Source organism: Salmonella sp. SA14318 (assembly GCF_029866905.1).
Taxonomy (GTDB): domain Bacteria; phylum Pseudomonadota; class Gammaproteobacteria; order Enterobacterales; family Enterobacteriaceae; genus Salmonella; species Salmonella enterica.
Genome location: NZ_CP123282.1, coordinates 1,477,763 through 1,503,296, shown reverse-complemented (window position 1 = coordinate 1,503,296; position 25,534 = coordinate 1,477,763). Strand labels below are relative to the sequence as shown.

At 52.7% G+C, this 25,534-nt stretch carries 26 protein-coding genes; 4 read left to right on the top strand and 22 right to left on the bottom strand.

Going from position 1 to position 25,534, the window contains the following annotated elements; translation table 11 throughout:
- Positions 1 to 24 precede the first annotated feature (24 nt).
- The 5 genes from QEN32_RS07085 to QEN32_RS07065 form a co-directional block, all read right to left on the bottom strand.
- Complete coding sequence (locus QEN32_RS07085; RefSeq protein ID WP_000593026.1) at positions 25 to 978, bottom strand: transketolase family protein; 954 nt, start codon at positions 976 to 978, stop codon at positions 25 to 27.
- Positions 971 to 1,801 carry a transketolase gene (locus tag QEN32_RS07080; protein WP_001103257.1) on the bottom strand — a complete coding sequence of 277 codons (831 nt, stop codon included), beginning with the start codon at positions 1,799 to 1,801 and terminating at the stop codon, positions 971 to 973. Before QEN32_RS07080 ends, QEN32_RS07085 begins: the two co-directional genes overlap by 8 nt.
- Complete coding sequence (locus QEN32_RS07075; RefSeq protein WP_001522266.1) at positions 1,798 to 3,189, bottom strand: PTS ascorbate transporter subunit IIC; 1,392 nt, start codon at positions 3,187 to 3,189, stop codon at positions 1,798 to 1,800. The genes QEN32_RS07080 and QEN32_RS07075 overlap by 4 nt, the downstream gene beginning before the upstream one ends.
- A 20-nt stretch (positions 3,190 to 3,209) precedes the next feature.
- On the bottom strand, positions 3,210 to 3,482 hold the full coding sequence (locus tag QEN32_RS07070; protein ID WP_000699818.1) for a PTS sugar transporter subunit IIB: 273 nt from the start codon (positions 3,480 to 3,482) through the stop codon (positions 3,210 to 3,212).
- Between the two features lie 80 nt (positions 3,483 to 3,562).
- On the bottom strand, positions 3,563 to 4,006 hold the full coding sequence (locus QEN32_RS07065) for a PTS sugar transporter subunit IIA (protein WP_000901810.1): 444 nt from the start codon (positions 4,004 to 4,006) through the stop codon (positions 3,563 to 3,565).
- A gap of 252 nt (positions 4,007 to 4,258) precedes the next feature.
- Between QEN32_RS07065 and QEN32_RS07060 the strand changes: the two genes are divergently transcribed.
- Entirely contained in the window at positions 4,259 to 5,278 is a 1,020-nt protein-coding gene (locus QEN32_RS07060; protein ID WP_000026949.1) for a LacI family DNA-binding transcriptional regulator, read from the top strand.
- A gap of 5 nt (positions 5,279 to 5,283) precedes the next feature.
- On the opposite strand, the gene yfcD is transcribed toward QEN32_RS07060, so the two are convergent.
- Genes yfcD through yfcF form a run of 3 tightly spaced genes read right to left on the bottom strand, consistent with a single transcriptional unit; the run spans position 5,284 to position 7,146 of the window.
- Positions 5,284 to 5,838 carry an NUDIX hydrolase YfcD gene (yfcD, locus tag QEN32_RS07055; RefSeq protein ID WP_000230215.1) on the bottom strand — a complete coding sequence of 185 codons (555 nt, stop codon included), beginning with the start codon at positions 5,836 to 5,838 and terminating at the stop codon, positions 5,284 to 5,286.
- Between the two features lie 56 nt (positions 5,839 to 5,894).
- Entirely contained in the window at positions 5,895 to 6,446 is a 552-nt protein-coding gene (gene yfcE, locus QEN32_RS07050; protein ID WP_000772458.1) for a phosphodiesterase, read from the bottom strand.
- A 55-nt stretch (positions 6,447 to 6,501) separates the two neighbouring features.
- Positions 6,502 to 7,146: a glutathione transferase gene (gene yfcF / locus QEN32_RS07045; protein ID WP_265322255.1), complete on the bottom strand. Its 645-nt coding sequence runs from the start codon at positions 7,144 to 7,146 to the stop codon at positions 6,502 to 6,504.
- Between the two features lie 142 nt (positions 7,147 to 7,288).
- Between yfcF and yfcG the strand changes: the two genes are divergently transcribed.
- Positions 7,289 to 7,936: a GSH-dependent disulfide bond oxidoreductase gene (gene yfcG / locus QEN32_RS07040; RefSeq protein WP_000566562.1), complete on the top strand. Its 648-nt coding sequence runs from the start codon at positions 7,289 to 7,291 to the stop codon at positions 7,934 to 7,936.
- A gap of 125 nt (positions 7,937 to 8,061) precedes the next feature.
- Positions 8,062 to 8,955 (top strand): TIGR01777 family oxidoreductase, encoded by an 894-nt coding sequence (locus QEN32_RS07035; protein WP_001166274.1) that lies wholly within the window; start codon positions 8,062 to 8,064, stop codon positions 8,953 to 8,955.
- A gap of 51 nt (positions 8,956 to 9,006) precedes the next feature.
- On the opposite strand, the gene hisP is transcribed toward QEN32_RS07035, so the two are convergent.
- From hisP to QEN32_RS06985, 10 genes are all read right to left on the bottom strand, one after another.
- On the bottom strand, positions 9,007 to 9,780 hold the full coding sequence (gene hisP / locus QEN32_RS07030) for a histidine ABC transporter ATP-binding protein HisP (RefSeq protein ID WP_001293591.1): 774 nt from the start codon (positions 9,778 to 9,780) through the stop codon (positions 9,007 to 9,009).
- Positions 9,781 to 9,793: 13 nt separating this feature from the next.
- Positions 9,794 to 10,501, bottom strand: a complete 708-nt coding sequence (hisM, locus tag QEN32_RS07025; RefSeq protein ID WP_000569771.1) for a histidine ABC transporter permease HisM — start codon at positions 10,499 to 10,501, stop codon at positions 9,794 to 9,796.
- Positions 10,498 to 11,184, bottom strand: coding sequence for a histidine ABC transporter permease HisQ (locus QEN32_RS07020; protein ID WP_000965498.1), 687 nt, complete (start codon positions 11,182 to 11,184; stop codon positions 10,498 to 10,500). Before QEN32_RS07020 ends, hisM begins: the two co-directional genes overlap by 4 nt.
- 180 nt (positions 11,185 to 11,364) lie before the next feature.
- The gene (gene hisJ, locus QEN32_RS07015) at positions 11,365 to 12,147 is read right to left on the bottom strand and encodes a histidine ABC transporter substrate-binding protein HisJ (protein ID WP_000731868.1); all 783 of its coding nucleotides are present in this window, start codon (positions 12,145 to 12,147) and stop codon (positions 11,365 to 11,367) included.
- Positions 12,148 to 12,384: 237 nt separating this feature from the next.
- Complete coding sequence (gene argT, locus QEN32_RS07010) at positions 12,385 to 13,167, bottom strand: lysine/arginine/ornithine ABC transporter substrate-binding protein ArgT (RefSeq protein WP_000754423.1); 783 nt, start codon at positions 13,165 to 13,167, stop codon at positions 12,385 to 12,387.
- A gap of 288 nt (positions 13,168 to 13,455) precedes the next feature.
- Entirely contained in the window at positions 13,456 to 14,025 is a 570-nt protein-coding gene (locus QEN32_RS07005; RefSeq protein WP_000825680.1) for a UbiX family flavin prenyltransferase, read from the bottom strand.
- A gap of 26 nt (positions 14,026 to 14,051) precedes the next feature.
- A complete protein-coding gene (locus tag QEN32_RS07000; RefSeq protein ID WP_000380356.1) occupies positions 14,052 to 15,458 on the bottom strand; it encodes an amino acid permease in 1,407 nt (468 codons plus the stop codon).
- Between the two features lie 63 nt (positions 15,459 to 15,521).
- Positions 15,522 to 16,625: an alanine/ornithine racemase family PLP-dependent enzyme gene (locus tag QEN32_RS06995; RefSeq protein ID WP_000281907.1), complete on the bottom strand. Its 1,104-nt coding sequence runs from the start codon at positions 16,623 to 16,625 to the stop codon at positions 15,522 to 15,524.
- A gap of 1 nt (position 16,626) precedes the next feature.
- Complete coding sequence (locus QEN32_RS06990) at positions 16,627 to 18,048, bottom strand: APC family permease (RefSeq protein ID WP_000072512.1); 1,422 nt, start codon at positions 18,046 to 18,048, stop codon at positions 16,627 to 16,629.
- Positions 18,049 to 18,138: 90 nt separating this feature from the next.
- The gene (locus QEN32_RS06985; RefSeq protein ID WP_000132306.1) at positions 18,139 to 19,536 is read right to left on the bottom strand and encodes an alanine racemase; all 1,398 of its coding nucleotides are present in this window, start codon (positions 19,534 to 19,536) and stop codon (positions 18,139 to 18,141) included.
- A 210-nt stretch (positions 19,537 to 19,746) separates the two neighbouring features.
- On the opposite strand from QEN32_RS06985, the gene QEN32_RS06980 reads away from it, so the two are divergent.
- A complete protein-coding gene (locus QEN32_RS06980) occupies positions 19,747 to 21,174 on the top strand; it encodes a sigma-54-dependent Fis family transcriptional regulator (RefSeq protein ID WP_076735819.1) in 1,428 nt (475 codons plus the stop codon).
- Between the two features lie 35 nt (positions 21,175 to 21,209).
- Here the strand turns inward: QEN32_RS06980 and purF are convergent, their stop codons facing one another.
- The 4 genes from purF to folC all read right to left on the bottom strand — a co-directional run bounded on the left by purF (position 21,210) and on the right by folC (position 25,496).
- On the bottom strand, positions 21,210 to 22,727 hold the full coding sequence (gene purF / locus QEN32_RS06975) for an amidophosphoribosyltransferase (RefSeq protein ID WP_000334205.1): 1,518 nt from the start codon (positions 22,725 to 22,727) through the stop codon (positions 21,210 to 21,212).
- A gap of 37 nt (positions 22,728 to 22,764) precedes the next feature.
- Positions 22,765 to 23,253, bottom strand: coding sequence for a colicin V production protein (gene cvpA / locus QEN32_RS06970; RefSeq protein ID WP_000262102.1), 489 nt, complete (start codon positions 23,251 to 23,253; stop codon positions 22,765 to 22,767).
- 310 nt (positions 23,254 to 23,563) lie between these two features.
- Positions 23,564 to 24,238, bottom strand: a complete 675-nt coding sequence (gene dedD / locus QEN32_RS06965) for a cell division protein DedD (protein WP_000157031.1) — start codon at positions 24,236 to 24,238, stop codon at positions 23,564 to 23,566.
- Positions 24,228 to 25,496: a bifunctional tetrahydrofolate synthase/dihydrofolate synthase gene (gene folC, locus QEN32_RS06960; protein ID WP_000792271.1), complete on the bottom strand. Its 1,269-nt coding sequence runs from the start codon at positions 25,494 to 25,496 to the stop codon at positions 24,228 to 24,230. The genes dedD and folC overlap by 11 nt, the downstream gene beginning before the upstream one ends.
- Positions 25,497 to 25,534: the final 38 nt, after the last annotated feature.

Genomic DNA, 25,534 nt, shown 5'->3' with positions numbered 1-25,534 from the left:
CGCCATCCGGCAATATCTCCATGATTAAAGCAGTGATTTCGCGGCTTCTACAATCGCTTCGGCGGTGAGTCCGTACTCTTGTTGTAAGAAATCCTGCGTTCCTACCTGCCCATAACGCTCTTTGACGCCAACACGGCGCATCGGCACCGGGCAGTTTTCCACCAGCACTTCCGCCACCGCTGACCCCAGTCCATTATGGATGCTGTGGTTTTCACACGTGACGATACGCCGCGTTTTTTCCGCGTAGTTTTTCACCAACATGCGATCGATAGGCTTTAAGGTGAACATATCAATGACCGCGGCGCTCACGCCTTCCTGCTCCAGTTGGCGCGCCGCCTCCAGCGCCTCCGCCACCATAATGCCGTTGGCGATAAGCGTAATATCATCGCCCTCGCGCAGTACGTTGCCCTTGCCAATGGTAAAGGTAGAGCCTGGCGCATAGATACTCCGCGCCTGCTTACGGATGGTACGCAGCCAGTAAAAACCGTCCAGGTCCATTAGCTGGCGTAAAATATCCGCGAACATCACCGCATCCGTGACCTCCAGTACTACGGAGTGCGCCAGCCCGCGAACAATCCCCATATCTTCAAAAGACATATGGGTGCCGCCGTTATGGCACGCTGTCACTCCGGCATCGGAGGCGATCACTTTGACGTTGTTACGCTGATAATCCAGCGCCATGAAGAGCTGATCAAAACAGCGACGACTGGCAAAAGCGGTAAAGGTATGCACAAACGGTTTACGACCGGTCAGCGCCAGCCCCGCCGCCGTGCCAATCACATTCGCCTCCATAATACCGCAGTTAATGACATGCTGCGGGTAGTCACGCGCCACGCTGTCCATCGCCATTGAGCTCATTAAATCAGCCTCAAGCGCAATAATTGGGCTTCCAGCCTCAATCTGCCCGGCGACAAAACCGGCGTAAACTTTGCGCATTTCGATATCGTCTTTAAGCCCTGCGGGCGCAAGCTTAATCATGCATGACCTCCAGTTGATGAATGGCCTCATTGAGCGTCTGCTTCATGCCATCCGTCAGGCGTAAGTGGTGAGAATTCGTTAACTGCTCCAGGCATGGCACCCCCTGCCCTTTAATGCTGTCAAGGATCACAACCCGTGGCCGGGCATCGGCGGGCGGCACAGGCTGAACCACCGCCAGTAGTCCGGCGATATCATCGCCTTTGACGGTGACGACATCGAAACCAAACGCACGGAATTTCCCTTCCAGATCGAACGGATTGATAATCTCCTCCAGCTCGCCGTCAAGCTGCTGTTTATTCCAGTCAATGAAAACGGTCAGATTATTCAGGCGGTGGTGGGCAATAAACTGAAACGCCTCCCAGCACTGCCCTTCATTCAGCTCCCCATCGCCGACAATGCAAAATACCCGATTGGGTCGCCGCGCCAGTTTATGCGACAACGCCATACCGCCCGCAATAGAGATGCCCTGTCCCAGTGAGCCGGTCGTGGCGTCCACGCCGCGCGTTTTTAGCCGATCCGGATGGCTGGGAAGACGGGTGCCGTTCTGGTTAAGCGTATTCAGCTCTTCGAGCGGGAAATAGCCTTTAATCGCCAGGGTACTGTACAACGCGGGGCCCGCATGGCCTTTCGACAGTACGAAGTAATCGCGCTCCGGCCAGTCCGGGTCGGCAGGGTCGATTTTCATCACCGCGCCGTACAGAACCGCCAGAGTTTCCACTACCGACATGCTGCCGCCATAGTGACCAAAGCCAAGATGGTTTAAGGATTTGAGCGTGGCGACGCGAATGTCGCGCGCCAGTTGGGTGATTTCGGTTACGTTCATTCTTTCGCTCCGCTATTTTCCTGCACTTCGGCAGTCGCTTTTTTGTTTTTGGCCAACACGTTGTACGCCACCAGTAGCGCGAATAGCGCCACCACCAGCCCCGTGATAGCCATCGGCGACAGATAACGCGCCAGGTTGCCCAGCAAAATACCGATTACGCCAAAGTCAGCATCCGAGAACGTGGTATTGGCGAAGCCGATCGCGCCGAGAACCGGCAGTAACAGCACTGGCAGGAAAGTGATTAATAGACCATTAGCAAATGCGCCGATCATCGCCCCGCGGCGACCGCCGGTGGCATTGCCAAAGACGCCTGCGGTCGCGCCGGTAAAGAAGTGCGGCACAACGCCTGGCAGGATTAACACAAGCTTCATCTGTCCAAGCAGGAACAGCCCCACCAGCCCGCCGAGAAAACTGAACAGGAAGCCAATCAGTACCGCGTTAGGGGCATAGGGATACACCACCGGGCAGTCCAGCGCCGGACGCGCGTTTGGCACCAGTTTTTCTGAAAAGCCGGTAAAGGCCGGAACAATTTCCGCCAGAATCAGACGGACGCCTTGCAGAATGATGAATACGCCGGCGGCGAAGGTGATTGCCATGATGATGGCGTACACCAGATAGTTTTGCCCGCCGCTAAACGTCGCTTCGACATACTCACGCCCTGCGCTGACTGCCATGATCAGATAGATAATCATCATGGTCAGCGAAATCGAGATAGAACTGTCGCGTAAAAAACTGAGGTTTTTCGGCAGGTTCATCTCTTCCGTGGAGCGGGAGCCTTTACCACACAGGCTGCCAATCCAGCCGGAAAGCACATATCCCAGGGTACCGAAGTGACCAAACGCAATGTCATCGGTACCGGTAATCCGCCTCATATAACGTTGGGCCAACGCCGGGAAGAAAGCCATCACCAGCCCCAGGATCAGCGATCCGGTGAAGACCAGCCCTACGCCCTCAAACCCCGCCACGGTCAGGATTACGCCAATCATACAGGCCATGTAAAAGGTGTGATGCCCGGTCAAAAAGATATATTTAAGACGCGTAAAGCGCGCCACGACAATATTGGCCACCATACCAAATGCCATAATTAACGCCGTGGACGCGCCATATTTTTCCAGCGCGATTGAGACTATCGCTTCATTATTAGGAATAATGCCCTGAATATTAAAAGCGTGTTCAAACATACCCCCTAGCGGATTTAATGAACCCACCAGTACGGTTGCGCCGCCGCCAAGCACAATAAAACCTAAAATGGTTTTAATCGTGCCTTTTACCACATCGGAAAACGCTTTTTTCTGCGCCACCAGACCAATCAGCGCAATTAACCCTACAAGCACCGAGGGCACTTTTAAAATATCAACAACAAAATTCAGCGTTTCAAGGATAAACATATCCACCTCGCCAGCAATAATTATTGTTTAGCGAACCATGCGCGCAGCTGCGTTTCCAGTTCGTTGATGTCGATGATGTTATTGATCACCACCAGTTGGCTTTCCGGTACGCTGGCGCTGGCCGCAATATCTTTGGCCATTACAAAAAGATCGGCGGCCCCGGGTGTGGCCGATGAGAGATCGGAGTGTTCCACCTCGGCGTCAATATTGAGTTTCTTTAATACTTTTTTAATGTTCATTTCTACCATAAAACTACTACCCAGGCCGGAACCGCAAATTGCCATGATTTTCATTATTGTCACCTTTTAAAAGTAGAGTTGGTCTGCATCACGCACGGGCGTAATGTTATTTACCGCAAGAAAATGGAATAAAATCAGAAACGGTCAATAATCGTTTTAATGTCCTCCAGGTTTTTTGCCTGATGTAATTTTTCCATATCTACATCACTGGAAAATAATTCCGCCAGCGCCGATATCATTTCGATATGACTGTGCTTATCAGGCGCCGCCAGCATAATAATGATGTCAACCGGATCGAATTCGTCTGCGCCAAATGAAACGCCGCGCTGTAGTTTCAGTAACGATAAACCTAACCCTTTCGCCCCCTCTTCCGGCCTCGCATGCGGCATCGCTAACCCTGGCGCTAATACATAATACGGCCCAAGCTTTTGGTGCTGCTGAACAATCGCCGTAATGTATTCCGGTGCGATAACACCTGCGTCCAGCAGGGGTTTGCCGCAAATTTCCAGCGCCTGCGGCCACGTTTCCACGCTCTCCTGTAGCGTGATGGTTGCGTCAGATAACCAGGTTCCCAGCATGTTATTCGCCCCCACGGTGTATGAAATTATGAACAAACTTTATTCAAGCCATTCGATATTAGCTGCGATCGTTATCACAAAGATAGCGCTACCAGCGACTATTACTCAGAATTGTGATAGCGCTATCAAATTAAAATCATGGTGTGAAATCACAGCAAAAAAGCGGATTTAAGGCGTATACTGCCAGTCATGCGAAGCAAAGAACGACAATAAAAAAGCATCTCAACATGTTGTAATGACGCAGGAATTTGTATGTCGATACCCCGTAAACGGCGCAGTACCGGTAAAGTGACTATCGCCGATGTAGCCCAACTTGCCGGTGTAGGCACGATGACCGTATCACGAGCCTTACGCACGCCGGAACAGGTCTCTGATAAACTCCGGGAAAAAATCGAAGCGGCAGTGCATGAGCTGGGCTATATGCCTAATCTCGCCGCCAGCGCGCTGGCGTCTGCCTCCTCGCACACCATCGCAATGGTCGTACCGAACCTTGCGGAAGCGGGGTGTTCTGAAATGTTCGCCGGGCTGCAACAAATTTTACAGCCCGCTGGCTACCAGATTATGCTGGCGGAATCGCAGCATCGCGTGGAACAAGAGGAGAAGCTGCTCGAAACGCTGCTGGCCTCCAACATTGCCGCGGCGATTCTGCTTAGCGTCGAACATAGCACTACCGTGCGCCAGTGGCTGAAAAACGCCTCTATCCCGGTGATGGAGATGGGCGCGATTCGCAGCGATCCTATTGATATGAATATCGGTATTGATAACGTTGCGGCAATGTATGAGCTGACGGAAATGCTGATTCAGCGCGGTTATCAGAATATCGGGCTGCTATGCGCCAATCAGGAGCAGTGGATTTTTCAGCAACATCTGCACGGCTGGTACAAAGCGATGCTTCGCCACCATATGTCGCCAAACCGGGTGATTAATGCCGCCTTGCCGCCCAATTTTTCTACCGGCGCGTCGCAACTGCCGGAGTTTTTACTGGCGTGGCCGGAGCTGGACGCGCTGGTATGCGTATCGGATGAGCTGGCCTGCGGCGCGTTATACGAGTGCCAACGACGGCGGATCAAAGTTCCGGACGATTTAGCGGTGGTCGGGTTTGGCGATAGCGATGTCAGCCGGGTCTGCCAGCCGCCGTTAACCACCATGGCCGTACCGCACCGTAAGATTGGCAGTGAAGCCGGACGGGCGCTGTTGGAAAGGTTAAATCAGGGAAACTGGAGCGATCGAAAATCCATCGCCTCCAGTTTATGTATGCGGGAAAGCTGCTAAAACGCTTATTCCGTCTCTTCCGGTTTCTCCTGGAGCGCGGCTTCGTTTTTGGCGTTGCGGGTCATCCACAGCGCCAGCGCTTTGAGCGAATCTGGCGTAAACTCATCACAGCGCGCGGTGATCTCCTCCGGAGTCAGCCAACACACTTCGCTGACTTCATCTTCCTGAAGCGCGAAAGGCCCGTGGGAAACGCAGCTAAACAGCGCGCCCCAAACCCGGCAATGTTGGTCTTCAAAGTAAAACAGACCGTGTTCGGCAAACGGCACGCCTGCAATACCCAACTCTTCTTCCGCTTCGCGGCGGGCAGATTCCAGTAGCTGCTCATCAGCCTGGACCACGCCACCTGCGGTAGCATCTAACATACCGGGCAAAAAATCTTTTGTTTCGGTACGACGCTGCACCAGAATTTTACCCATACCATCATGAACGACGATATACGTCGCACGATGCCGTAAGCGTTGCGCACGCATCTGTTCCCGGCTGGACTGTGCAATGACTTCATTGTCTTCATTCACAATATCCACCCATTCCGTACTTGCCAAACGACGCTGTTCCACCATCAGGAAACCTTCTTATTTCTGGCGCTCTTACGGCGCATTTACGTTTGTGAGGTAAATTACGAGTTAATTGCAACCTGCGCAATGATACTTTGATCATTGAGTGCGATTACGCTCAACACATTATCATCCAGAATACCGTAGCTTGCCGCATACCCGCCTTTCGGGATGCTCACTGACCCAGGATTAAAGTGATACAGTCCTTCCTGCTGTTGCGCCACCGGCAGATGCGTATGACCATAAACCAACACATCGCCAGTATGCAGAGCGGGCAGATTCGTCGGCCCGAAGAGGTGCCCATGCGTTAAAAATAGCCGCCTCTCTTGCGTCAATATTTGCTGCCACGGCGCAGTTATCGGGAAATGCAGCAGCATCTGATCCACTTCGCTATCGCAGTTGCCGCGCACGGCAATGATTTGCGTCGCCACCGCGTTCAGGCGTTCGGCGACCTGGGCGGGCGCATAGCCTTCAGGCAGCGCATTTCGCGGCCCGTGGTTAAGGACATCGCCTAATATCACCAGCCAACGCGCGCCGCTTTGCGCGAACCGCTCAAGCACGCGTTCCGTGGCGGGTAAAGAACCATGAATGTCCGATGCGAACATCAGTTTCATCGCTCACTCCTCGTTGTGAAAAACGGCGTTATGATACTGGAATATGAATAGATTTTCAGCCTGAACGCTTCGAGGAAAGCGCAATAAAACGCTGTACGGAAGCACGCTGCCACTGGAATGTCGCATACGCCGCCAGCGACGCCGGCACGTCATCGCCATGCAGCGCCAGACGATTGATCATCAATGCCAGATCGGTATCGGCAATGCACCATTCACCAAATAAATTTTGCGTCCCCTGCCCCAATAGCGCTTCAGCCGTCGCAAACAGTTTTGCCGCGCTGGCTTTTCCAGCCTCGCTTAGCGGCGCTTTTTTCGCCCCGGCAAACACCACGTCGGTAGGCCGTTCTTCGCGAAGCGGCAGTAAATCGCTGCGTAGCCACGCCTGAATCTGTCGCGCGCGGGCGCGTTTTTGTAAATCGTGCGGGTAGATACGCTCCCACTGCGGCGGCGCGAAACGCTCCTCCAGGTATTCCGCAATAGCGGACGACTCGCTCAACTCAAAATTGTCGGCCTCAAGCACCGGTACGCGCTGCGTCAGCGCATATCCACGCCAGCCAGGTTGCAGATGTTCTCCCTGGTCCAGATCGCGGGTTTTCAGAGTAAAGAAAAGCCCTTTTTCTTGTAATGCCACCCAGGCGGACAAGACGTAGGGAGAGAAAAATTTCGCATCCGACCACAGCACAATAACAGGCTTACTCATAATGTCCTCTTGAGGGCGTATTAAGTTTCTTCCCAAAATATAGCGTCTTTCGCCTGCTGTCACCTGATGAAAACTCACACACATCAGGAGGCTTTCTATACTTAATTCAGCCCAGACTCTTTACGCACATGCAGGAGCCAAAATGATTGACCTTTACTACGCCCCCACGCCCAACGGGCATAAAATAACGCTGTTTCTGGAAGAGGCGGAGCTGGCGTATCGTTTGCTAAAAGTAGATATCAGCAAGGGCAATCAGTTTCGCCCTGATTTTTTGGCTATCTCTCCCAATAATAAAATTCCTGCCATCGTCGATCACGCCCCGGCAGACGGCGGTCAACCGCTTAGTCTTTTTGAATCCGGCGAAATTCTTCTCTACCTGGCGGAAAAAAGCGGCAAACTGCTTAGCGGGGAGCTGCGTGAACGCCATACCACGCTGCAATGGCTGTTCTGGCAGGTCGGCGGGTTAGGGCCGATGCTGGGCCAGAATCATCACTTTAACCATTTTGCGCCGCAGGCCATCCCCTATGCGATTGAACGCTATCAGGTTGAAACGCAACGCTTATACAACGTCCTGAATAAACGCCTGGAAACCTCCCCGTGGCTGGGCGGCGACCACTACAGTATTGCGGATATCGCCAGTTGGCCGTGGGTTAACGCACATCAGCGTCAGCGAATCGATCTTGATACCTACCCGGCGGTGTATAACTGGTTTGAACGCATTCGCACGCGTCCTGCGACAGCGCGCGCACTGTTACAAGCGCAACTGCACTGTAACAGTGCGAAAGCGTAACGCGGTGGCATACATCATGTATGATGTAGAGGTGTATACACGGAAAAAACCTGCGTCCGGCACCCTTATTCGTATTAAAAACCTGACATTAGGGAAGAGGAAATCCTCCCTACTCTGGAGGTCATATGCAGATTCTGATTACCGGCGGTACGGGCCTGATAGGGCGTCATCTCATTCCCCGGCTGTTAACTCTGGGGCACCAGGTGACGGTCGTTACGCGCAATCCCGATAACGCGCGTCAGATTCTCGATTCCAGAGTGACATTATGGAAAGGGCTGGCGGAACGTGAGCACCTCAATGAGATTGATGCCATCATCAATCTGGCGGGCGAACCGATTGCCGACAAGCGCTGGACGTCGCAACAAAAAGAACGGTTGTGCCAAAGCCGCTGGGCTATCACGCAAAAGTTGGTGGATTTAATTCATGCCAGCGCTACGCCGCCCTCGGTGTTGATATCCGGCTCCGCCACGGGCTATTACGGCGATCTGGGCGACGTTGTCGTCACTGAAGATGAGCCGCCGCACAACGAATTTACGCATAAACTTTGCGCCCGCTGGGAACAGATTGCCTGTCGTGCGCAGAGCGACCAGACCCGCGTCTGCCTGCTGCGTACCGGCGTTGTCCTGGCGCCGCAAGGCGGGATTCTGGGGAAAATGGTTCCGCCGTTTCGCCTCGGACTCGGCGGTCCGGTGGGTAATGGTCGGCAATATCTGGCCTGGATTCACATCGACGATATGGTCAACGGCATCCTGTGGCTGCTGGATAACGATCTTCGCGGTCCCTTCAATATGGTCTCGCCGTATCCCGTCCATAATGAGCATTTTGCTCATGCGCTGGGTCGCGCGCTGCGCCGTCCGGCGATTATTCGCATTCCGGCGACGGCAATTCGCTTATTGATGGGAGAGTCGTCAGTGCTGGTATTGGGCGGACAGCGGGCGCTGCCAAAACGGCTTGAAGCCGCCGGATTCGCATTTCGCTGGTATGATTTAGAAGAGGCGCTGGCGGATGTGATTCGCTAGTTCCTAAAGCGCCGTATCCTGCCCGGTAAGCGATGCGCCGCCGGGCTTCTTTTATTTCAGCGAGCCTTTCAGGAATTGCTGTAAACGCGGGCTTTGCGGATTGCCGAACACCTGCTCCGGATCGCCCTCTTCTTCAATTTTCCCCTGATGCAGAAAAATAACGTGCGAAGAGACATGGCGGGCGAAGCCCATTTCATGCGTGACCACCACCATCGTTTTGCCTTCTTCCGCCAGTTGTTGCATGATGCGCAACACTTCGCCGACCAGTTCAGGATCGAGCGCCGATGTGGGTTCATCGAACAGTAAAACGTCAGGTTCCATCGCCAGCGCGCGCGCAATAGAAACGCGCTGCTGTTGGCCACCGGAGAGATGGACGGGATATTTGCCCTGAGCGCGCTCATCAATCCCCACCTTCGCCAGATATTTCAACGCCCGCTCGCGCGCGTCGTGCTTGCTTAATCCCAGTACCTGAATCGGCGCTTCCATCACATTTTCCAGCACCGTCATGTGGCTCCAGAGGTTGAAGTGCTGAAACACCATCGTCAGGCGGGTACGCAACAAGCGTAGCTGATTTTTATCCGCCACTTTGAGCTGCCCGTCTTTGTCGCGCACCAGATTAATGTTCTGACCGTTCACGATAATCGCGCCTTCGCTCGGTTTTTCGAGGAAGTTAATACAGCGCAAAAAAGTACTTTTACCGGAGCCGGACGAGCCGATGATGCTAATCACATCTCCGGCGCGGGCCTGCAGCGATACCCCTTTCAGCACTTCATGACCGCCGTAGCGTTTGTGCAAATCGATAACGTGTAATTTATTTTCTGACATCATGTTACTCGAATTATTTAGAGGACACGTGCTGCAACCAGCGTCTTTCCGCCCGACGGAACAGGCTTATCAGGACATACGAAATGAGTAAATACAACACGGCGGCAATGCCAAACGCGGTAAACGGCTGGTAAGTCGCTGAGTTAATATCGCGGGCGATTTTCAACAAATCCGGCACCGTCGCGGTAAACGCCAGCGCCGTAGAGTGCAGCATTAAAATCACTTCGTTGCTGTAGGCAGGCAAGGCGATGCGTAATGCCGATGGCAAAATAATGCAGCGATACATTTTAAATGACGAGAAGCCATAGGCCCGTGCCGCTTCAATTTCACCGTGCGGCACCGAGCGAATCGCCCCGGCGAAAATTTCCGTGGTGTACGCGCAGGTATTCAGCGTCAGCGCCAGTACGGTACAGTTCAGTCCGCTGCGGAAAAACGCGTTAAGAAGATCGGTGCCTTTGACTATCTCCAGCGTATACATCCCCGAATAGAACACCAGTAGCTGTACGTACAGCGGCGTGCCGCGAAAAATATACGTAAACAGCCAGATGGGAAAACGGATGAATTTATTACTGGAAACGCGGCCTACCGCCAGAATCACCGCCAGAAGACCGCCCATCACCACCGATGAAATTAACAGCCACAGCGTAATCGCCACGCCGGTAAAACGATAGCCATCCGTCCACAGCAGGGATTTCCAGTACTCCTGAATGATCTCAATCACAAATCGGCCCTCTTCACGCCCACGGAATAGCGACGCTCAAGTAAGAGCAGCACACCATTGGAAACGGTGGTAAATACCAGGTAGATAAGTCCACAGACCACGGCAAAATAGAAAGGCTCCCAGGTGCTTTTACCGGCAAGCTGCGTGGCTTTGACGACATCTTCCAGGCCCAGCAGCGACACCAGCGCCGTCGCTTTGAGTATCACCTGCCAGTTATTGCCGATCCCCGGCAGGGCGTAACGCATCATCGCCGGGAACATAATCCGCCGGAAGGTTTGCCCGTGGGTAAAACCAAAGGCCGTCGCCGCCTCGATATGGCCTTTCGGCACCGCCATAAACGCGCCGCGAAAGGTTTCGGTAAAATAGGCGCCGTAAATGAAACCAAGGGTGATAATACCGGCCACCATTGGATCAATATCTATCTGGTCGATACCCAGCGAATCGGTCACCACGTTAAGCGCGATTTGCAATCCGTAAAATATCAGCAGCATTAAAACCAGATCCGGCACCCCGCGAATCAGGGTGGTGTATCCTTCAAAAATAAGCCCCGTTACCCGGTTTTGCGAAAGCTTCGCCCCCGCGCCGACAAGACCAATAAGCACGGCCAGCACCACGGAACTGAGCGCCAGTTCCAGCGTGACGATCGCGCCCTGTAAAATTACGCCTGAAAACCCGTACAACATGCAGCCTGTCCTGTTGTGTGTGGTGAAGTAAGAAGCCTCTTTTGCATTTTTGCCTCACATCACGCCGGATGGCGGCTGTGCCTTGCCCGGCCTACGATGCTCCGTAGGCCTGACAAGCGCAGCGCCATCAGGCAATGCAGACAGTCAACATTCTTTGGGCTTTATCTGCACCGACGGTGATTAACCGCCATAAACATCAAAATCAAAGTACTTTTTCGCCAGCTTTTCGTAAGTACCGTCAGCACGCATTTCAGCAAAGGCTTTGTTCAGCGCTTCGCGCAGCTCGTTATCCTCTTTGCGCAGCCCCATACCGGTTCCTACGCCGAATAACTTCTCATCTTTCACCGCCGGGCCGCCGAATTTATAGTCTTTTCCGACGGGCTGTTTAAGGAAACCTTCGCTGGCCGCGACCTCGTCCTGGAACGCTGCATCAATACGGCCAGCCGTCAGATCGGAATAAATGTTGTCCTGCCCCTGGTAAGAGACGATCTCAATCCCTTTCGGCGCCCAGTGCTCATTGCCGAAGGTCTCCTGCGTCGTCCCCTGTAGCACGCCGACGCGCTTGCCTTTCAGCGACGCGACGGTCGGCTGAATATCAGAGTTCTTCGCCACCACCAGACGGGAATCAGCGGCGTAAAGCTTGTCGGTAAACGCGATTTCCTGCTGGCGCTTTTCAGTGATGGACAGCGAGGACATGATGGCATCAATTTTCTTCGCTTTTAAAGACGGAATCAGCGCATCCAGCGGGTTTTCCACGAACGTACACTGTGTGTTGATACGTTTGCACAGCTCTTTGGCCAGATCGATATCAAAGCCGACCAATTCACCTTGTGCATTTTTGGATTCAAACGGTGCGTATGTAGGATCGGTACCGATACGAATCTTTTGTGGAATAGCGGCAAATGCTGCGGTAGCGCTGGAAAATGCCAGCACCAGAGAAAGGGATAACGCCAGTTTTTTCATAACTATCCTCAACAGACTGTCTTTCCAGGAGATCTTTACAGATCCGATGCGACTATCGTGCCATTAATCAGGCCGACAAGGCAAAGCATTCTACCTTGTCAGCCGGTTTATTTTGCATAAAAATCGATTAAGTATGCATTTATGCGCCTGTTCCGCAACGGCTTATGCACCAAAAAGGTGCAAAACATCTATTTTGCACCGTGATAGTTCCCCAGCGCGGCGCGTTATCCCCTTCCCTCAATCGCCGTAGACATTAAAATCGAAGTACTTTTTGGCCATTTTGTCGTAAGTTCCGTCCTGGCGCAGTTCGGTCAGCGCTTTATCAAACGCGGCTTTTAGCTCGGTATCGTCTTTACGCAGCCCAACCCCCGTCCCGTCGCCAAAATATTTTTTATCCTTCACGGAAGGACCGGCAAACGCATACTCTTTGCCCGCTGGCTGCTTCAGGAAACCTTCGCTGGCGGCGACTTCATCCTGCAATGCGGCATCCAGACGACCGGCAGTTAAATCGGAATAGATAAGATCCTGGTTGGCATAAGCCACCACATCCACACCTTTTGTGCGCCAGTTATCATTGGCGTAAGCCTCTTGCGTGGACCCTTGCAGCACGCCGACATGCTTGCCTTTCAGCGATTCCAGCGTCGGCTGAATGGGAGACCCTTTTGCGGCAATCAGGCGTGAATCCGCCGCGTAAAGCTTGTCGGAAAACGCAATTTCTTGCTGGCGTTTATCGGTGATAGAGAGCGATGAAATAATGGCATCAATTTTTTTCGCTTTTAGTGAGGGAATAAGCGCATCAAAGTCGCTGGCGACCCAGGTACATTTCACCTGCATACGCTTACACATTTCATTACCGAGATCGATATCAAAGCCAATAAACTCGCCTTTGGCATCTTTTGATGAGAAAGGCGCGTAGGTGGTATCTGTTCCAATACGAACCGTTTGCGGGAGCGCGGCGTAACTGGCCGCCGTCGCGCCCAGACCTATCAGCAAAGACAAAGCGAGAACGGTCTTCTTCATACATACCCCTCAAGTGGCGTCATTTTCTTATGTTTTACGTGGTGTTGTGTGTTTGCAGACTTTTTCATGCAGGTCTTATGCCATTTTCACGTCAGCAAAACGATTCGACGTTAAATTTGTTAATAAAACGTTGCAATATTGTCCTGATGTTGAAGATAGCAGGTATGACGGTTGAACCGCAGCGTTTCGGCGGCTTTTAACGAATTAAATGTTGAGGATATGATCGCGGTTACAAAATTGCCCTGAAACAGGGCAACAGGGACAATAATGCACGCTAAACAGACAACGCTATGCGCCCTGCCAGCGAACAAAAAGATCGTGCGGAAGGGGGATATCAAACTGATCCAAAACTCGGTTAACCGTTTGATTTATAATATCATCTAACGTCTGAGGAAGATGATAAAAAGCCGGAACCGGCGGCATAATCACCGCGCCTATCTCAGCGGCCTGGGTCATTAAACGCAAATGCCCGATATGCAGCGGCGTTTCGCGCACACACAGCACCAGAGGTCGCCGCTCTTTTAATATCACATCCGCCGCGCGGGTAAGCAGTCCGTCAGTATAACTGTGGACAATCCCCGACAGCGTTTTAATCGAACAGGGCAAGATAACCATTCCCGCCGTCGGGTAAGAGCCCGAGGAAATGCTGGCGGCAATGTCGCGCGCATCGTGCGTCACATCGGCCAGCGCCTGCACCTCGCGCAGCGAAAAATGGGTCTCCAGCGCCAGCGTTTGCCGGGCCGCCTGGCTCATCACCAGATGCGTTTCCACGCTATCGACATCGCGCAAAATTTGTAATAAGCGCACGCCATAAATCGCTCCGCTGGCGCCGCTAATTCCTACAATGAGTCGTTTCATGTTCTCTTACCGTTTACGAGCGCCGTTCATCCCACTGTGTTACGTAATCGGCTCAAAGTGGGTCTGAAGAGATACCATGACAAAAGAATCCCTATCATAAAAGCCAGCTCAACCAACATTATCACTACCCCTTGCTCACTAAACCAGGTGCCGACCATAATGGCAAAATTGGTGATAATGACAAATCGGGCCGTCCAGGGGAAAAGCGGCGATCGATAGCGTAGCAAATCGCTGGCGTACGTTCCATTACGCACCGATTGTCGGAAACGATACTGGCACCATCCGATGGTTATCCATGCCAGGCAACCCACCTGCCCGGTACTGGCGATCAGATATAAATAAAATTGCTGTGCGGGAATATAGCGAGTCAGCAACGATACCAACGCCAACAAGGCCGTGATTAAAATAGCATACACCGGCACGCCGCCGCCGTTCGTTTTACCAAAGCAGGCTGGCGCAAAGCGATCGCCCGCCATAGACCACAGCATACGCGAACTGGCGTAAATGGCCGAGTTAGCGGCAGAAACCGCGGCGGAAAAGATCACCAGCGTCATCAGCGTATCCGCCCCCGGAATGCCCGCGTGGGAGAATACCCATACAAAGGGACTTTGTCCATTTGGCGTCAGTTCATGCGGATAGACCAGCGCCAGCACCGCAATCGCCAGGCCGTAAAACAAAATGATTCTGAGACCGATCCCCAGGATCACTTTCGGTAAAATAATGTGCGGCGATTCGGTCTCCCCTGCCGCATTTCCTACCAGTTCCACCCCCTGGAAGGAGTAAATCACGATCGTCATACAGACCACAATTTGCTCCCAACCGTGTGGAAACCACATTCCGTCTGTTTTTAACGTCGGGTGCCAGTCACTATGGCCCATTAGCGAGTAGATCATGACCCCGCCCGCGCAGATAAACAGCACGATCGCGAAGACCTTAATGGCCGAAAGCCAGTATTCGCATTCGCCAAAACTTTTTGCGGAGGTGAGATTGATGGCTGTCAGGATGAGCAGAATCGCCAGGCAGAACATATATACCGGAACCGCGGGGAAAAACTGGTGAGCAATAAACCCTGCGGCAGTGAGGTCGGCTGCCAGGGAAAAGACCCAGCTAAACCAGTAAAGCCAGCCAATGGTATAGCTCCAGCAAGGTGACGGCATAAACATCAGCGCGTAATGTTGAAATGAACCGGAGTGAGGAAAGGCGCATGATAATTCGCCAAGACACATCATCGTTGCCAGCATAATGGTTCCGGCAAACAGATAGGCCAGTAAGGTTCCCGCCGGCCCGACGCTGCTTAACGGTTCGGCAATGCCGATAAATAAGCCGGTGCCAATCGTGCCGCCCAGCGACATCATCAGCAGGTGCCGCTTCTTCAGGTTACGCCGCAGACCGCCTTCAGGCTCTGCTGGCGGAGATTGTTGCAGGGTATCCATCGTTACTCCCTGTCTTTCGTGAGGTCAAAGATGCCGCCGCGACATAGCCGCGGCGGTTATGCGTTAACGCGTAAACCTCCAGGCGACGCCTTTGGTCTGGCAGGCCATTAACAGGCCCGTATAATCCAGCTCAAAGCGAACCACATCGCCTACTTTTAGCGACTGACGACAATCTTCAATATCCACCAGCGTATGATCGCTGGTTTGCCCTAAGATAGTGATAGCGTCGTCGCATGGCACACAGTTATCCGACGGCACATCCTGGCGACCAAACGCCAGCAATGCGCGTCGGCGTATGCCACGATCGACAAAGGTTTTACTTTGCAAAAAGGCATCGACGCCCAGCTCCCCGACCGGGACGGTCGGTTTACTGTTCAGTTCGATGATTTCCGCTTCCAGGATATACATATCGGAACAGGCTTTATCGACCGGTTTTGCGGAGTGGTGAAATTCATTCAGGTATTTCATGTCCACATATTCAATGCCGAATTCATGCAGTCCGCCGATGCGCAGATGATTCAGCCCCTGCGGCCAGATACCTTTATCCAGCAGGTGATAGCTGGTGCAGTTTCCCGCAGAAAGCCGCCGGACAGGAATACCGCTGTCGGCTTCCAGCCGGGCGGCCAGCGCCAGAAAATCCTCGCCATTTTTTACCGTTGGCAACACGGTGCCGTAACAATTAAAGTTGGTTCCCAGTCCATATAATTCCAGACCGGGCAGACCAGTAATCAGAGTCACGGTCTCAAGAATGCGTTGATATTCACCAAACCAGATACCCTCGCGTAAATCGCCCATATCCACCATCAGTAATACCTGATGCGTTTTCCCCTGGCGTTGGGCTTCCTGCGATAATGCCCGTAATACCACCGGCTCGCTATTTAAACTAATATCCGCGTAGCGCACCACATCTTCGATTTCACTCAGACACGGGCTGCGTAACAGGCAGGTTGTACATCCTGTCTCGCGTATTTTTTTCAAATTATAGGTTCGTGATTCAGCAATAACGGTAATTCCGCCATTGAACACCGCCTGCGCAGTTTCCACGCAGCCGTCAAAAACTTTATTGACAGCCATCACGTCAATACCGCTACTTGCCAGCAGAGCTTTTTCCGTGCGGGCGTTTTCTTCCAGCTTGCGTAGATTTATTTCCAGAACTGGCATATACATTTTATTTTCCTCCCGCCATGCTTAAACGGGCATTACGTTTCTGCGCCCGATGGTAAATGTACTCCGCGACGACAACCGCCAGCACGGCTCCGCCAATAATTTTCCCGGCGTACTGGAAATATCCGCCCATATCAATTTGAGAAGGCGGAATAAATAACAGCGCAACGGCAAAGGCGATAGAAAGAAAGCCCAGCGCGGGTAAAATAGCCGGTAAAACCTTGCCCGGAATTTTAAAACTTCTTGGCGTATCCGGCTGAGTCTTACGTAAACGCCAGAACGCCGGGAACATCACCAGATAAGGAATAAAATAGGTGATGGTCGTTAGCGCCGTTAACATCCAGTAAGCCGCCGCAACGCTTGGCGAAATAAAAGTCGAAAAACACAGGACCGTGACAATAATCGCCTGTACAGTCAAGGCAAAGGCGGGCGTTTTCCACACCGGATGTAATTTGCCGATTCGGTCCCCCAGCAGATTATCTTCACGCGAGGCTTCCTGGAGCATATAAATCGGCCCCACCAGCCAGGAGTTAATCTGCCCGAGAGCGCCAAAAAACATACAGATGGCCATAACAGGAATTAACCACGGCATATGCAGCGTGTCCGCAGCAGCATGCATAGCCTGCATGACGCCTGCCACGATGTCGGTTTTCCCGGCGGGTAAAAGCGTGTTTAGCGCCCAGGTACCGACCATATAGATCCCAACGATAACGGCGGCGGAGACGGCCATCGCTCGCGGAAAATCACGCTGTGGATTACGGGTACGCCCGGCAATCATCGGGGCGACCTCCAGTCCGGCAAACGCAAACATCATGCTGGATAAGAAAACGATCGTATCCCAGTGTCCGAGATCCGGAATCCAGTTTTTCGCTGTAGTGTAGTCCGTCTGCATCTGGTGTCCGGTACATAGCCATACCACCGCCAGTAAAATGAGGATGGCGGAGGGAATAAATACACCGCACCAGGCGCTGATGCTATTAATAATTTTTGTCCATTCCATCCCGCGGATATTCATCAGCGTTAATAGCCAGAAAATTACCGCGGAACCAATACCGATAAATGCTTTATTTTCCGCCAGGCCGCCGCCGATCATATAGCCCAACGCGGTAAAGCCGAATTGCAGCATTAATGGGAAAAACAGTACGCAGGAAAAGAGAAAACAAACCACGACAATCCATGCAATACGTTTACCAAATGCCTCTTTAATCCAGACAAATATCCCGCCATCTTTCGGCCAGCCGGTTGACAGCTCGCCGCATACCATCGCTAAAGGAAAAAACAAGCAGAATGCGGCTATCACCCATAACAACATGGCCGATGCCCCGTAAGGCGCCACGTTAGGGATTTGCCGCAAACTCAGAATAGCGATGACATTCATAAAGACAATGTCTTTGATGCCAAGTAAGCCAGAATTCGTGTTACTCATGGCCATCTCCTGTTATGCATTCAGGCATCACTGCCCTCTTCTTATCATCTGACGACGGGCTTCAGCATAAAACTGAAGCCCAAAACAGTATTAATAAATGTCGTACTTGACCATATCTTCGTAACTGTCTTCCCGACGAATCAGACGCGTCTCACCATTTTTATCGATCATCACCACGCCCGTGCGCGGACGGTTGTTATAAACGGTTTGACTTTCAATGGTGTATGCCCCGGCATCAAGAAACGCGACAATATCGCCAACATGAGTCTCCTTCGGCAGTAAAAACTCTTCGCCTTTCACTCCCATGTGGAAATAATCTCCACCATCACACAGCGGCCCGGCTAATTTTATCCAGGCGTCGTGCGCTGCCGTCATGCGAGAGGCGTTATAGACATAAAAGAACCAGTCAAAATGCTGGCTGTCAGAGAGTACGCTGTAACCGGCGTCGACAAATTTCCATTCAACGTGGCATTCCACATTGCCGTTAAGATCGTAATTTGTTTTACGTTTTTCGCAGGAGACTTCCGTCAGTAAAACCGCCGCCGACCCGGTCACTTTACGTCCCGGTTCAATACATATTTCCACATCGGTACGCCATTTATGCACTTCGCGAATGACCGCATCGGCAAAATCCTGGGCGGTAATACCGGCATACATATTATCTTTTAACGGGTCGCCATTCTCGTCGTCATATTTATAGGGAACCGGAATTCCGCCGCCTACGTTGATCAAATCAAATTTAATACCGAGCACCTCTTCCAGGCGACGGGATTCATCCACCAGCACTTTAGTCGCTTTTGCGAAAGGCTCTGACTCCGGCACCTGATCGCCCACATGCATATGCAAGCCGCGCAAATGCACATAAGGCATCGCCAGAATGCGGCGGCAGGTTTCTTCCGCCTGTTCCAGGTCGAGACCCGACTTCGCATGGAAAGCGGTAACCAGTTCCGCATGCGTCGCCGAGGGAACATTCGGCTCTACGCGGACGCAAACATTGGCGACTTTCTTCAGCTTGCGAGAGATGGCATCAATATGTTCCAGCTCATACAGGCTATCAACATTAATAAGATACAGATCGTTAGCGATGGCATATTCCAGATCGGCAGGCTTTTTCACCACGCCGTTGAAGACGATCTGATCGCCGCGAAAGCCTATCTCCAGGCACTTGCGAACCTCATATTGTGAGTTTGCCTCCGCGCAAATTCCGGCGTCACGAATGGCTTTCAACACCCCCATGACCGAGCAGGTTTTTGACGCAAAGAAGGTTTTGGTATTTTTATGCGCCGCAAATGCCTGCTGGATTTCATGAATGTTACGAATAATCTCCGGCTCAGAAAACACATAGAACGGCGTGGGGTACTGGCGCGCCAGAGCGTCCAGATCGACCCCTTCAAAACACAAATGACCGTCTTTGTGCTGGAAACGGCGATCGCCGTTGATTACCTGCTCACGTAGCTGGTTGTAATTCTGCATAATCGAGTCAGTCATAACGCCCTCTGCTTAATGTTTATGGTAAAAATCCGCATTCTTTACAGGGATAAAGCAAAAGGCATGCCACTATTTTTTATCATAATAATCAATTGCTTATAAAAATAAGCTTTTTCTCATTTTCGTCATTGAGTTTGTTATTCATCACAACGACGAAAATTCGTCACTTTTATAATGACAACATGAACAATAGATATGAGGAATGCGTGTATGGCATCCACCAATCAGGAACTGGCCTCGGCGCTCAGGATGTTTTCCCGCTTTTTCGATTTGATTCATCAGCCGTTGGCCGTCATTAATGAGCGTGGTGAATACGTTTACTACAATCAGGAAAGCGCGGATCTGGACGGCTACAGTATTGAACGGGCAATGGGAAAACATATGCTGGATGTCTATCCGGGCATGAAAGAGACCCAAAGTACGATGCTTTCATCGTTAAAAAAAGGCGTGGAATACATTGGCCATTATCAAATTTATTACAATGCGCGAGGCCAGGCCGTTGACTATCAGCACACCACCGCGCCGCTCTATGCAAGCGATGGCGGCATGGTCGGCGTTATCGAAATCGGCAGGAATATGTCCGGCGTCAGGCGGCTCCAGGAGCAGGTGGTAGAACTGAACCAACTGCTGTATGCCGATCACCATGAGAAGCACCATGCCATTATTACCGAAAACCCGGAAATGCTCAGTAATATCGCCAAAGCCAAACGGCTGGCCGCCAGTAATATTCCGGTGACGATTGTCGGGGAGACGGGAACGGGTAAGGAGCTATTTTCCCGCCTGATACATCAATGCAGCAAGCGGGCGAATAAACCCTTCATCGCCCTGAACTGCGGCGCTCTACCGCCTACGCTTATCGAAAGTACGCTTTTCGGCACCGTGCGCGGCGCCTATACCGGCGCGGAAAATAGCCAGGGCTATCTGGAACTGGCAAACGGGGGAACGCTCTTTCTTGATGAGCTGAACGCCATGCCGATAGAGATGCAAAGTAAGCTGCTGCGATTCTTGCAGGATAAAACCTTCTGGCGGCTCGGCGGACAACAGCAACTCCACTCTGATGTCAGGATCGTTGCCGCCATGAACGAAGCGCCCGTCAAATTAATTCAACAAGAACGTCTGCGGGCAGATCTTTTTTATCGGTTGAGCGTCGGAATGTTGACGTTACCGCCGCTGCGCGCCCGCCCGGAAGATATTCCCTTACTGGCGAATTATTTTATTGATAAATACCGTAATGACGTGCCGCAGGACATTCACGGATTAAGCGAGACGGCGCGTGCTGATCTGCTCAATCACGCCTGGCCGGGTAATGTCAGGATGCTGGAAAACGCGATTGTACGCAGCATGATCATGCAGGAAAAAGATGGGCTGCTCAAACACATCATTTTTGAACAGGACGAGTTAAATTTAGGCGTACCGGAAACCGCGCCGGAAAATCCTTTTCCCTCGTCACCCGATCCGCAGTATGAAGGATCGCTGGAGGTACGGGTTGCCAACTACGAAAGGCATTTAATAGAAACCGCGCTGGATACGCATCAGGGGAATATTGCCGCCGCGGCCCGCAGCCTTAACGTATCGCGCACCACGTTACAGTACAAAGTACAAAAATACGCTATTCGCTTCGGCGTGGTGCGTAATTGACATCGGCCAGCGGCATCGCGCCGCTGGCAAAGCTATTAGCCTTCGTTATGCATTTCCAGGTTTTCCATTTCGTTCTGGAACAGCACCGCTTTGGCGTCGTCATTACGTAATGAATCCAGGAAGTCGAGGTATTGCTGGTCTACGTCTTTGGTGACATATACCCCGTTAAATACCGAACATTCAAACTGCTGGATATCCGGATTTTCCGCGCGTACGGCTTCGATCAGATCGTTCAGATCCTGGAAGATAAGCCCGTCTGCGCCGATGATCTGCCGAATCTCATCCACCTCGCGACCATGCGCGATCAGCTCATTGGCGGTCGGCATATCAATGCCATAGACGTTGGGGAAACGAATTTCCGGCGCGGCGGACGCCAGATAAACCTTCTTCGCGCCGGCTTCCCGGGCCATCTCGATGATCTGCTCTGATGTGGTGCCACGCACGATGGAATCATCCACCAGCAGGACGTTCTTATCGCGGAATTCCGCGCGATTAGCATTGAGCTTACGGCGCACGGATTTACGGCGTAGCTGTTGGCCCGGCATGATAAAGGTACGTCCCACGTAACGATTTTTGACAAATCCCTGGCGGTACGGCTTGCCGAGAATACGGGCAATTTCCAGTGCGATATCGCAGGAGGTTTCCGGGATAGGGATCACGACGTCGATGTCCAGATCTTCCCATTCACGAGCGATTTTTTCGCCAAGTTTGGTGCCCATATTCACACGAGCGCTGTAGACGGAGATCTTGTCGATAAAGGAGTCCGGGCGAGCGAAGTAAACATACTCGAACAGACAGGGGTTACTGACCGGGTTATCCGCGCACTGGCGCGTGAACAGTTGCCCCTTTTCGGTAATATAGATAGCTTCGCCCGGCGCGACATCGCGCAGAAACTCAAAGCCCAGCGTATCCAGCGCCACGCTTTCAGAAGCGACCATATACTCCGTACGACCATCGCCAACGTCACGCTTGCCCAGCACTAACGGGCGAATGCCGTGCGGATCGCGAAAAGCCACCATGCCGTGGCCGATAATCATCGCCACGCAGGCATAGGCGCCGCGGATTTGACGGTTAGTCGCGGCAATCGCGGCAAAAATATTGTCGGCTTCCAGCGGATAGTGACGGAAGTTGTCGAGCTCGCTGGCGAAAATATTGAGCAGGATTTCGGAATCGGAGGTGGTGTTGATATGACGGCGCTTTTCTTCAAACAGCTTTTTACGTAGCTCGTGCGCGTTAGTCAGGTTGCCATTATGGGCCAACGTGATGCCATACGGCGAGTTAACGTAAAAAGGTTGCGCTTCGGAAGCGCTGGAGCTGCCTGCGGTAGGGTAGCGCACATGGCCGATCCCCATGTTGCCCTGCAAACGCTGCATGTGGCGAGCTTCAAAAATATCGTTCACCAGCCCGTTTGCCTTACGCAAGCGGAAGCAGTTATTCGCATCAATGGTGATGATACCGGCAGCATCCTGACCACGATGCTGGAGCACTGTTAACGCGTCATAAATCGACTGGTTGACCGGCATAACACCGGCGATACCGACAATACCGCACATACGTCATTTTCCTCGTTAAGCCACATCTCAGAACCTGTTACGTCCTGGGCAAGAAACTCGACGAGCTTTGCAGATAGTCAAAGAACCATCTGATGATGAAGCTGAACTGCGGGATGAGCTGCGATTTGCTCCAGTCTTCGCTTTTCGACAAGCCGGTAAAGGTATCAAGGAAGAACAGAATGGCGGCGACAATCAGCGCGCCTCGCAGTGCGCCGAAACAGATCCCCAACACCCGGTCAGTTCCCGACAGGCCGGTCTTTTCTACTAGCTGACCTATCACAAAATTCACGATAGCGCCGACGATAAGCGTCGCGATAAACAGTACCGCGATAGCAATCCCATTACGAACCAGTTCGTCTTCAAAGCCCGTAAACCAGACAGACAGGTAAGTGTAGTAGTGACTGGCGACAAAGAAAGCACAACCCCACGTCACCAGCGATAACGCTTCACGAACAAAGCCGCGGATCAGGCTAACCAGACAGGAAAAAGCAATCACCGCGATAATGGCGTAATCAATCCAGACCATAGATGTCCCACGATTTTACGCCCTGTCGTCCTGTTCGGGGCGCATTCTAACAGAAAAAGAAAACGTTTGCGTAGGGATTTCCTTCCCACGCGTAAATAAAAATGGCGCTGAAAAAATATTCAACGCCATCACACTTTTTATCTCTTCGGGCACGACCAGAAGAGCTGCCATCGGCCTGATAAGCGCAGGATACCAGGTTTATTCCTTCTGCCGGATGACGGCGTAAACGCCTTATCCAGCCTACAGAACTTCGGCTATTACCAGATGAACACCGTAGGCCTTAACGCTGCGCGCTCAGGCAAAACGCGCCTTAGTTCGGGCTATATCCCATCACCACGCCGCTTAACCCGGAAATCTGCTTGAGCTCGCCAAGCGATCCTTTCATCTTATCTTTCGACGCATCCGGCCCGACGAGAATACGGGTTATTTTACCCTGTACCGGCGTTGAGGGGGAAGTATAAACCCGGAACCCGGCGGAACGAAGCTTGCCGACTATCTCGTTGACTTTATCCGCGTTTTTCAGCGCGCCCAACTGTACGACATAGGCTTTGCCGGTCGGCGCAGGTTTATCGTCGGCGACTGGTTGCGGAGCGGGCGTCGGCGTGGAAGCGGCGACAACCGGCTGTTGCGGTTTAGGCTGCGGCTTCGGCTTTTCAACCGGCTTCGGTTTAGGCGTCTCCGCCGGTATCGGATCAAGCTCAACATTGTTAGACGCCATGCGCGACGGGTCCAGCGATGGCGCTGCCGCATCTCCCGCCCGCACCTCTTCAGCCGCCCCTTCCGGCGGCTGTGTCGGCAGCGCCTGCGTTGCGGCAGGCATCATATCCGGCTCATCACGGTCGCCAGGCTTCGGTACCAGTGGAATCGCAGCAAATTCATCCTGATAATGCTTTTTCTGTCCGTCCAGCAGACCGGGAAGCACAATAACCCCCAGCGCGACTAACACAATCGTGCCGACTAAACGATTCTGAAACTTACTCGCCACCGATTCTCCCCGCGTCTATCACTTCCATAACATGTGCGACGGTGTGGAACGATCCGCACACCAGCACGGTATCTTCTGGCTGCGCCGCGTCGATAGCGGCCTGCCATGCCTGCGCGACGCTATCATAGACATTCCCTTTCCCCAGATGTTCCAGAAGTTGTTCCGCCGTCGCGCCGCGCGGCCCCTCTAACGGAGCACAATACCAGTCGTCAACCACGCTTTTCAACCAGGCTAACGTGCCGGCGATATCTTTATCATGCAGCATACCAATCACCGCAAGCACGCGCCCGCGTTTCGGCAACATTTTCAGACGACCCGTCAGGTATTCCGCCGCGTGGGGATTATGGGCGACATCAAAGATAACGCGCGGCGACTCACTCACGATTTGAAAACGTCCCGGCAAGGTAGCCTGCGCAATACCGTCGCGAATCGCCTGTTCGTCAATGTTCAACCCGCTGGCGCGCAGCGCGGCCAGAGCGGTGGCGGCATTCGGCTGGGGAACCTGCGGCAACGGCAGTCCGGCAAGCGTGCCGTCGCCATCGGTAAACGCCCAGTGGGTCGCTGTCACCTCATAACGCCAGTCAACGCCGCGACGCAGCAACAGCGCGCCGGTCTCCTGCGCGACATCCGCGATGGTTGCCGGCATTTCCGGTTCGCCGACGATAGCGGGTTTTTCCGCACGAAAAATCCCGGCTTTCTCGCGGCCGATACTTTCGCGATCCGGCCCCAGCCAGTCAGTATGGTCAAGCGCGATGCTGGTAATTACCGCTACATCGGCATCCACAATGTTCGTGGCGTCCAGGCGCCCGCCCAACCCGACCTCCAGAATCACCACGTCAAGGTTAGCCTGTTTAAACAGCCACAATGCCGACAACGTACCATATTCAAAATAGGTCAATGAAATATCGCCGCGCGCCGCTTCTATTTCCGCAAAGGACGCGGTATGCGCGGATTCCGCTAATTCTTTCCCCTGCACGCGCACGCGCTCGGTGTAACGTACCAGATGAGGCGAACTATAGACGCCCACACGGTATCCCGCCGCGATTAACACCGACTCCAGCGTTCGACAGGTCGTACCTTTGCCGTTGGTTCCCGCAACGGTAAAAACGAACGGCGCAGGCTTGAGGATGTCCAGACGCGCTGCCACCTGGCTTACGCGCTCAAGGCCTAAATCGATACTCTTGCTGTGCAGGTTTTCCAGATAAGAAAGCCACGAGGCCAGGGGCGACGCAGCTTGAGGTATAGATTTGTTTTTCATTGTTTCCGCTGCTTCTTTACGGTGAAAAGCAAAAGGGC

Excerpts from the sequence above, each read along its gene's own strand:
- QEN32_RS07035 (WP_001166274.1), top strand. The coding sequence starts at position 8,062 with ATGCAGATTCTGATTACCGGCGGTACGGGCCTGATAGGGCGTCATCTC.
- hisP (WP_001293591.1), bottom strand. The coding sequence starts at position 9,780 with ATGTCAGAAAATAAATTACACGTTATCGATTTGCACAAACGCTACGGC.
- QEN32_RS07085 (WP_000593026.1), bottom strand. The coding sequence starts at position 978 with ATGATTAAGCTTGCGCCCGCAGGGCTTAAAGACGATATCGAAATGCGC.
- QEN32_RS07005 (WP_000825680.1), bottom strand. The coding sequence starts at position 14,025 with ATGAAACGACTCATTGTAGGAATTAGCGGCGCCAGCGGAGCGATTTAT.
- cvpA (WP_000262102.1), bottom strand. The coding sequence starts at position 23,253 with ATGGTCTGGATTGATTACGCCATTATCGCGGTGATTGCTTTTTCCTGT.
- yfcF (WP_265322255.1), bottom strand. The coding sequence starts at position 7,146 with ATGAGTAAGCCTGTTATTGTGCTGTGGTCGGATGCGAAATTTTTCTCT.
- hisJ (WP_000731868.1), bottom strand. The coding sequence starts at position 12,147 with ATGAAAAAACTGGCGTTATCCCTTTCTCTGGTGCTGGCATTTTCCAGC.
- yfcG (WP_000566562.1), top strand. The coding sequence starts at position 7,289 with ATGATTGACCTTTACTACGCCCCCACGCCCAACGGGCATAAAATAACG.
- QEN32_RS07065 (WP_000901810.1), bottom strand. The coding sequence starts at position 4,006 with ATGCTGGGAACCTGGTTATCTGACGCAACCATCACGCTACAGGAGAGC.
- QEN32_RS06995 (WP_000281907.1), bottom strand. The coding sequence starts at position 16,625 with ATGTATATGCCAGTTCTGGAAATAAATCTACGCAAGCTGGAAGAAAAC.
- QEN32_RS06985 (WP_000132306.1), bottom strand. The coding sequence starts at position 19,536 with ATGACTGACTCGATTATGCAGAATTACAACCAGCTACGTGAGCAGGTA.
- yfcE (WP_000772458.1), bottom strand. The coding sequence starts at position 6,446 with ATGAAACTGATGTTCGCATCGGACATTCATGGTTCTTTACCCGCCACG.
- QEN32_RS07080 (WP_001103257.1), bottom strand. The coding sequence starts at position 1,801 with ATGAACGTAACCGAAATCACCCAACTGGCGCGCGACATTCGCGTCGCC.
- QEN32_RS07060 (WP_000026949.1), top strand. The coding sequence starts at position 4,259 with ATGTCGATACCCCGTAAACGGCGCAGTACCGGTAAAGTGACTATCGCC.
- QEN32_RS07020 (WP_000965498.1), bottom strand. The coding sequence starts at position 11,184 with ATGTTGTACGGGTTTTCAGGCGTAATTTTACAGGGCGCGATCGTCACG.
- QEN32_RS06990 (WP_000072512.1), bottom strand. The coding sequence starts at position 18,048 with ATGAGTAACACGAATTCTGGCTTACTTGGCATCAAAGACATTGTCTTT.
- QEN32_RS07070 (WP_000699818.1), bottom strand. The coding sequence starts at position 3,482 with ATGAAAATCATGGCAATTTGCGGTTCCGGCCTGGGTAGTAGTTTTATG.
- yfcD (WP_000230215.1), bottom strand. The coding sequence starts at position 5,838 with ATGGTGGAACAGCGTCGTTTGGCAAGTACGGAATGGGTGGATATTGTG.
- QEN32_RS07000 (WP_000380356.1), bottom strand. The coding sequence starts at position 15,458 with ATGGATACCCTGCAACAATCTCCGCCAGCAGAGCCTGAAGGCGGTCTG.
- folC (WP_000792271.1), bottom strand. The coding sequence starts at position 25,496 with ATGAAAAACAAATCTATACCTCAAGCTGCGTCGCCCCTGGCCTCGTGG.
- argT (WP_000754423.1), bottom strand. The coding sequence starts at position 13,167 with ATGAAGAAGACCGTTCTCGCTTTGTCTTTGCTGATAGGTCTGGGCGCG.
- QEN32_RS07075 (WP_001522266.1), bottom strand. The coding sequence starts at position 3,189 with ATGTTTATCCTTGAAACGCTGAATTTTGTTGTTGATATTTTAAAAGTG.
- purF (WP_000334205.1), bottom strand. The coding sequence starts at position 22,727 with ATGTGCGGTATTGTCGGTATCGCCGGTGTTATGCCGGTCAACCAGTCG.
- QEN32_RS06980 (WP_076735819.1), top strand. The coding sequence starts at position 19,747 with ATGGCATCCACCAATCAGGAACTGGCCTCGGCGCTCAGGATGTTTTCC.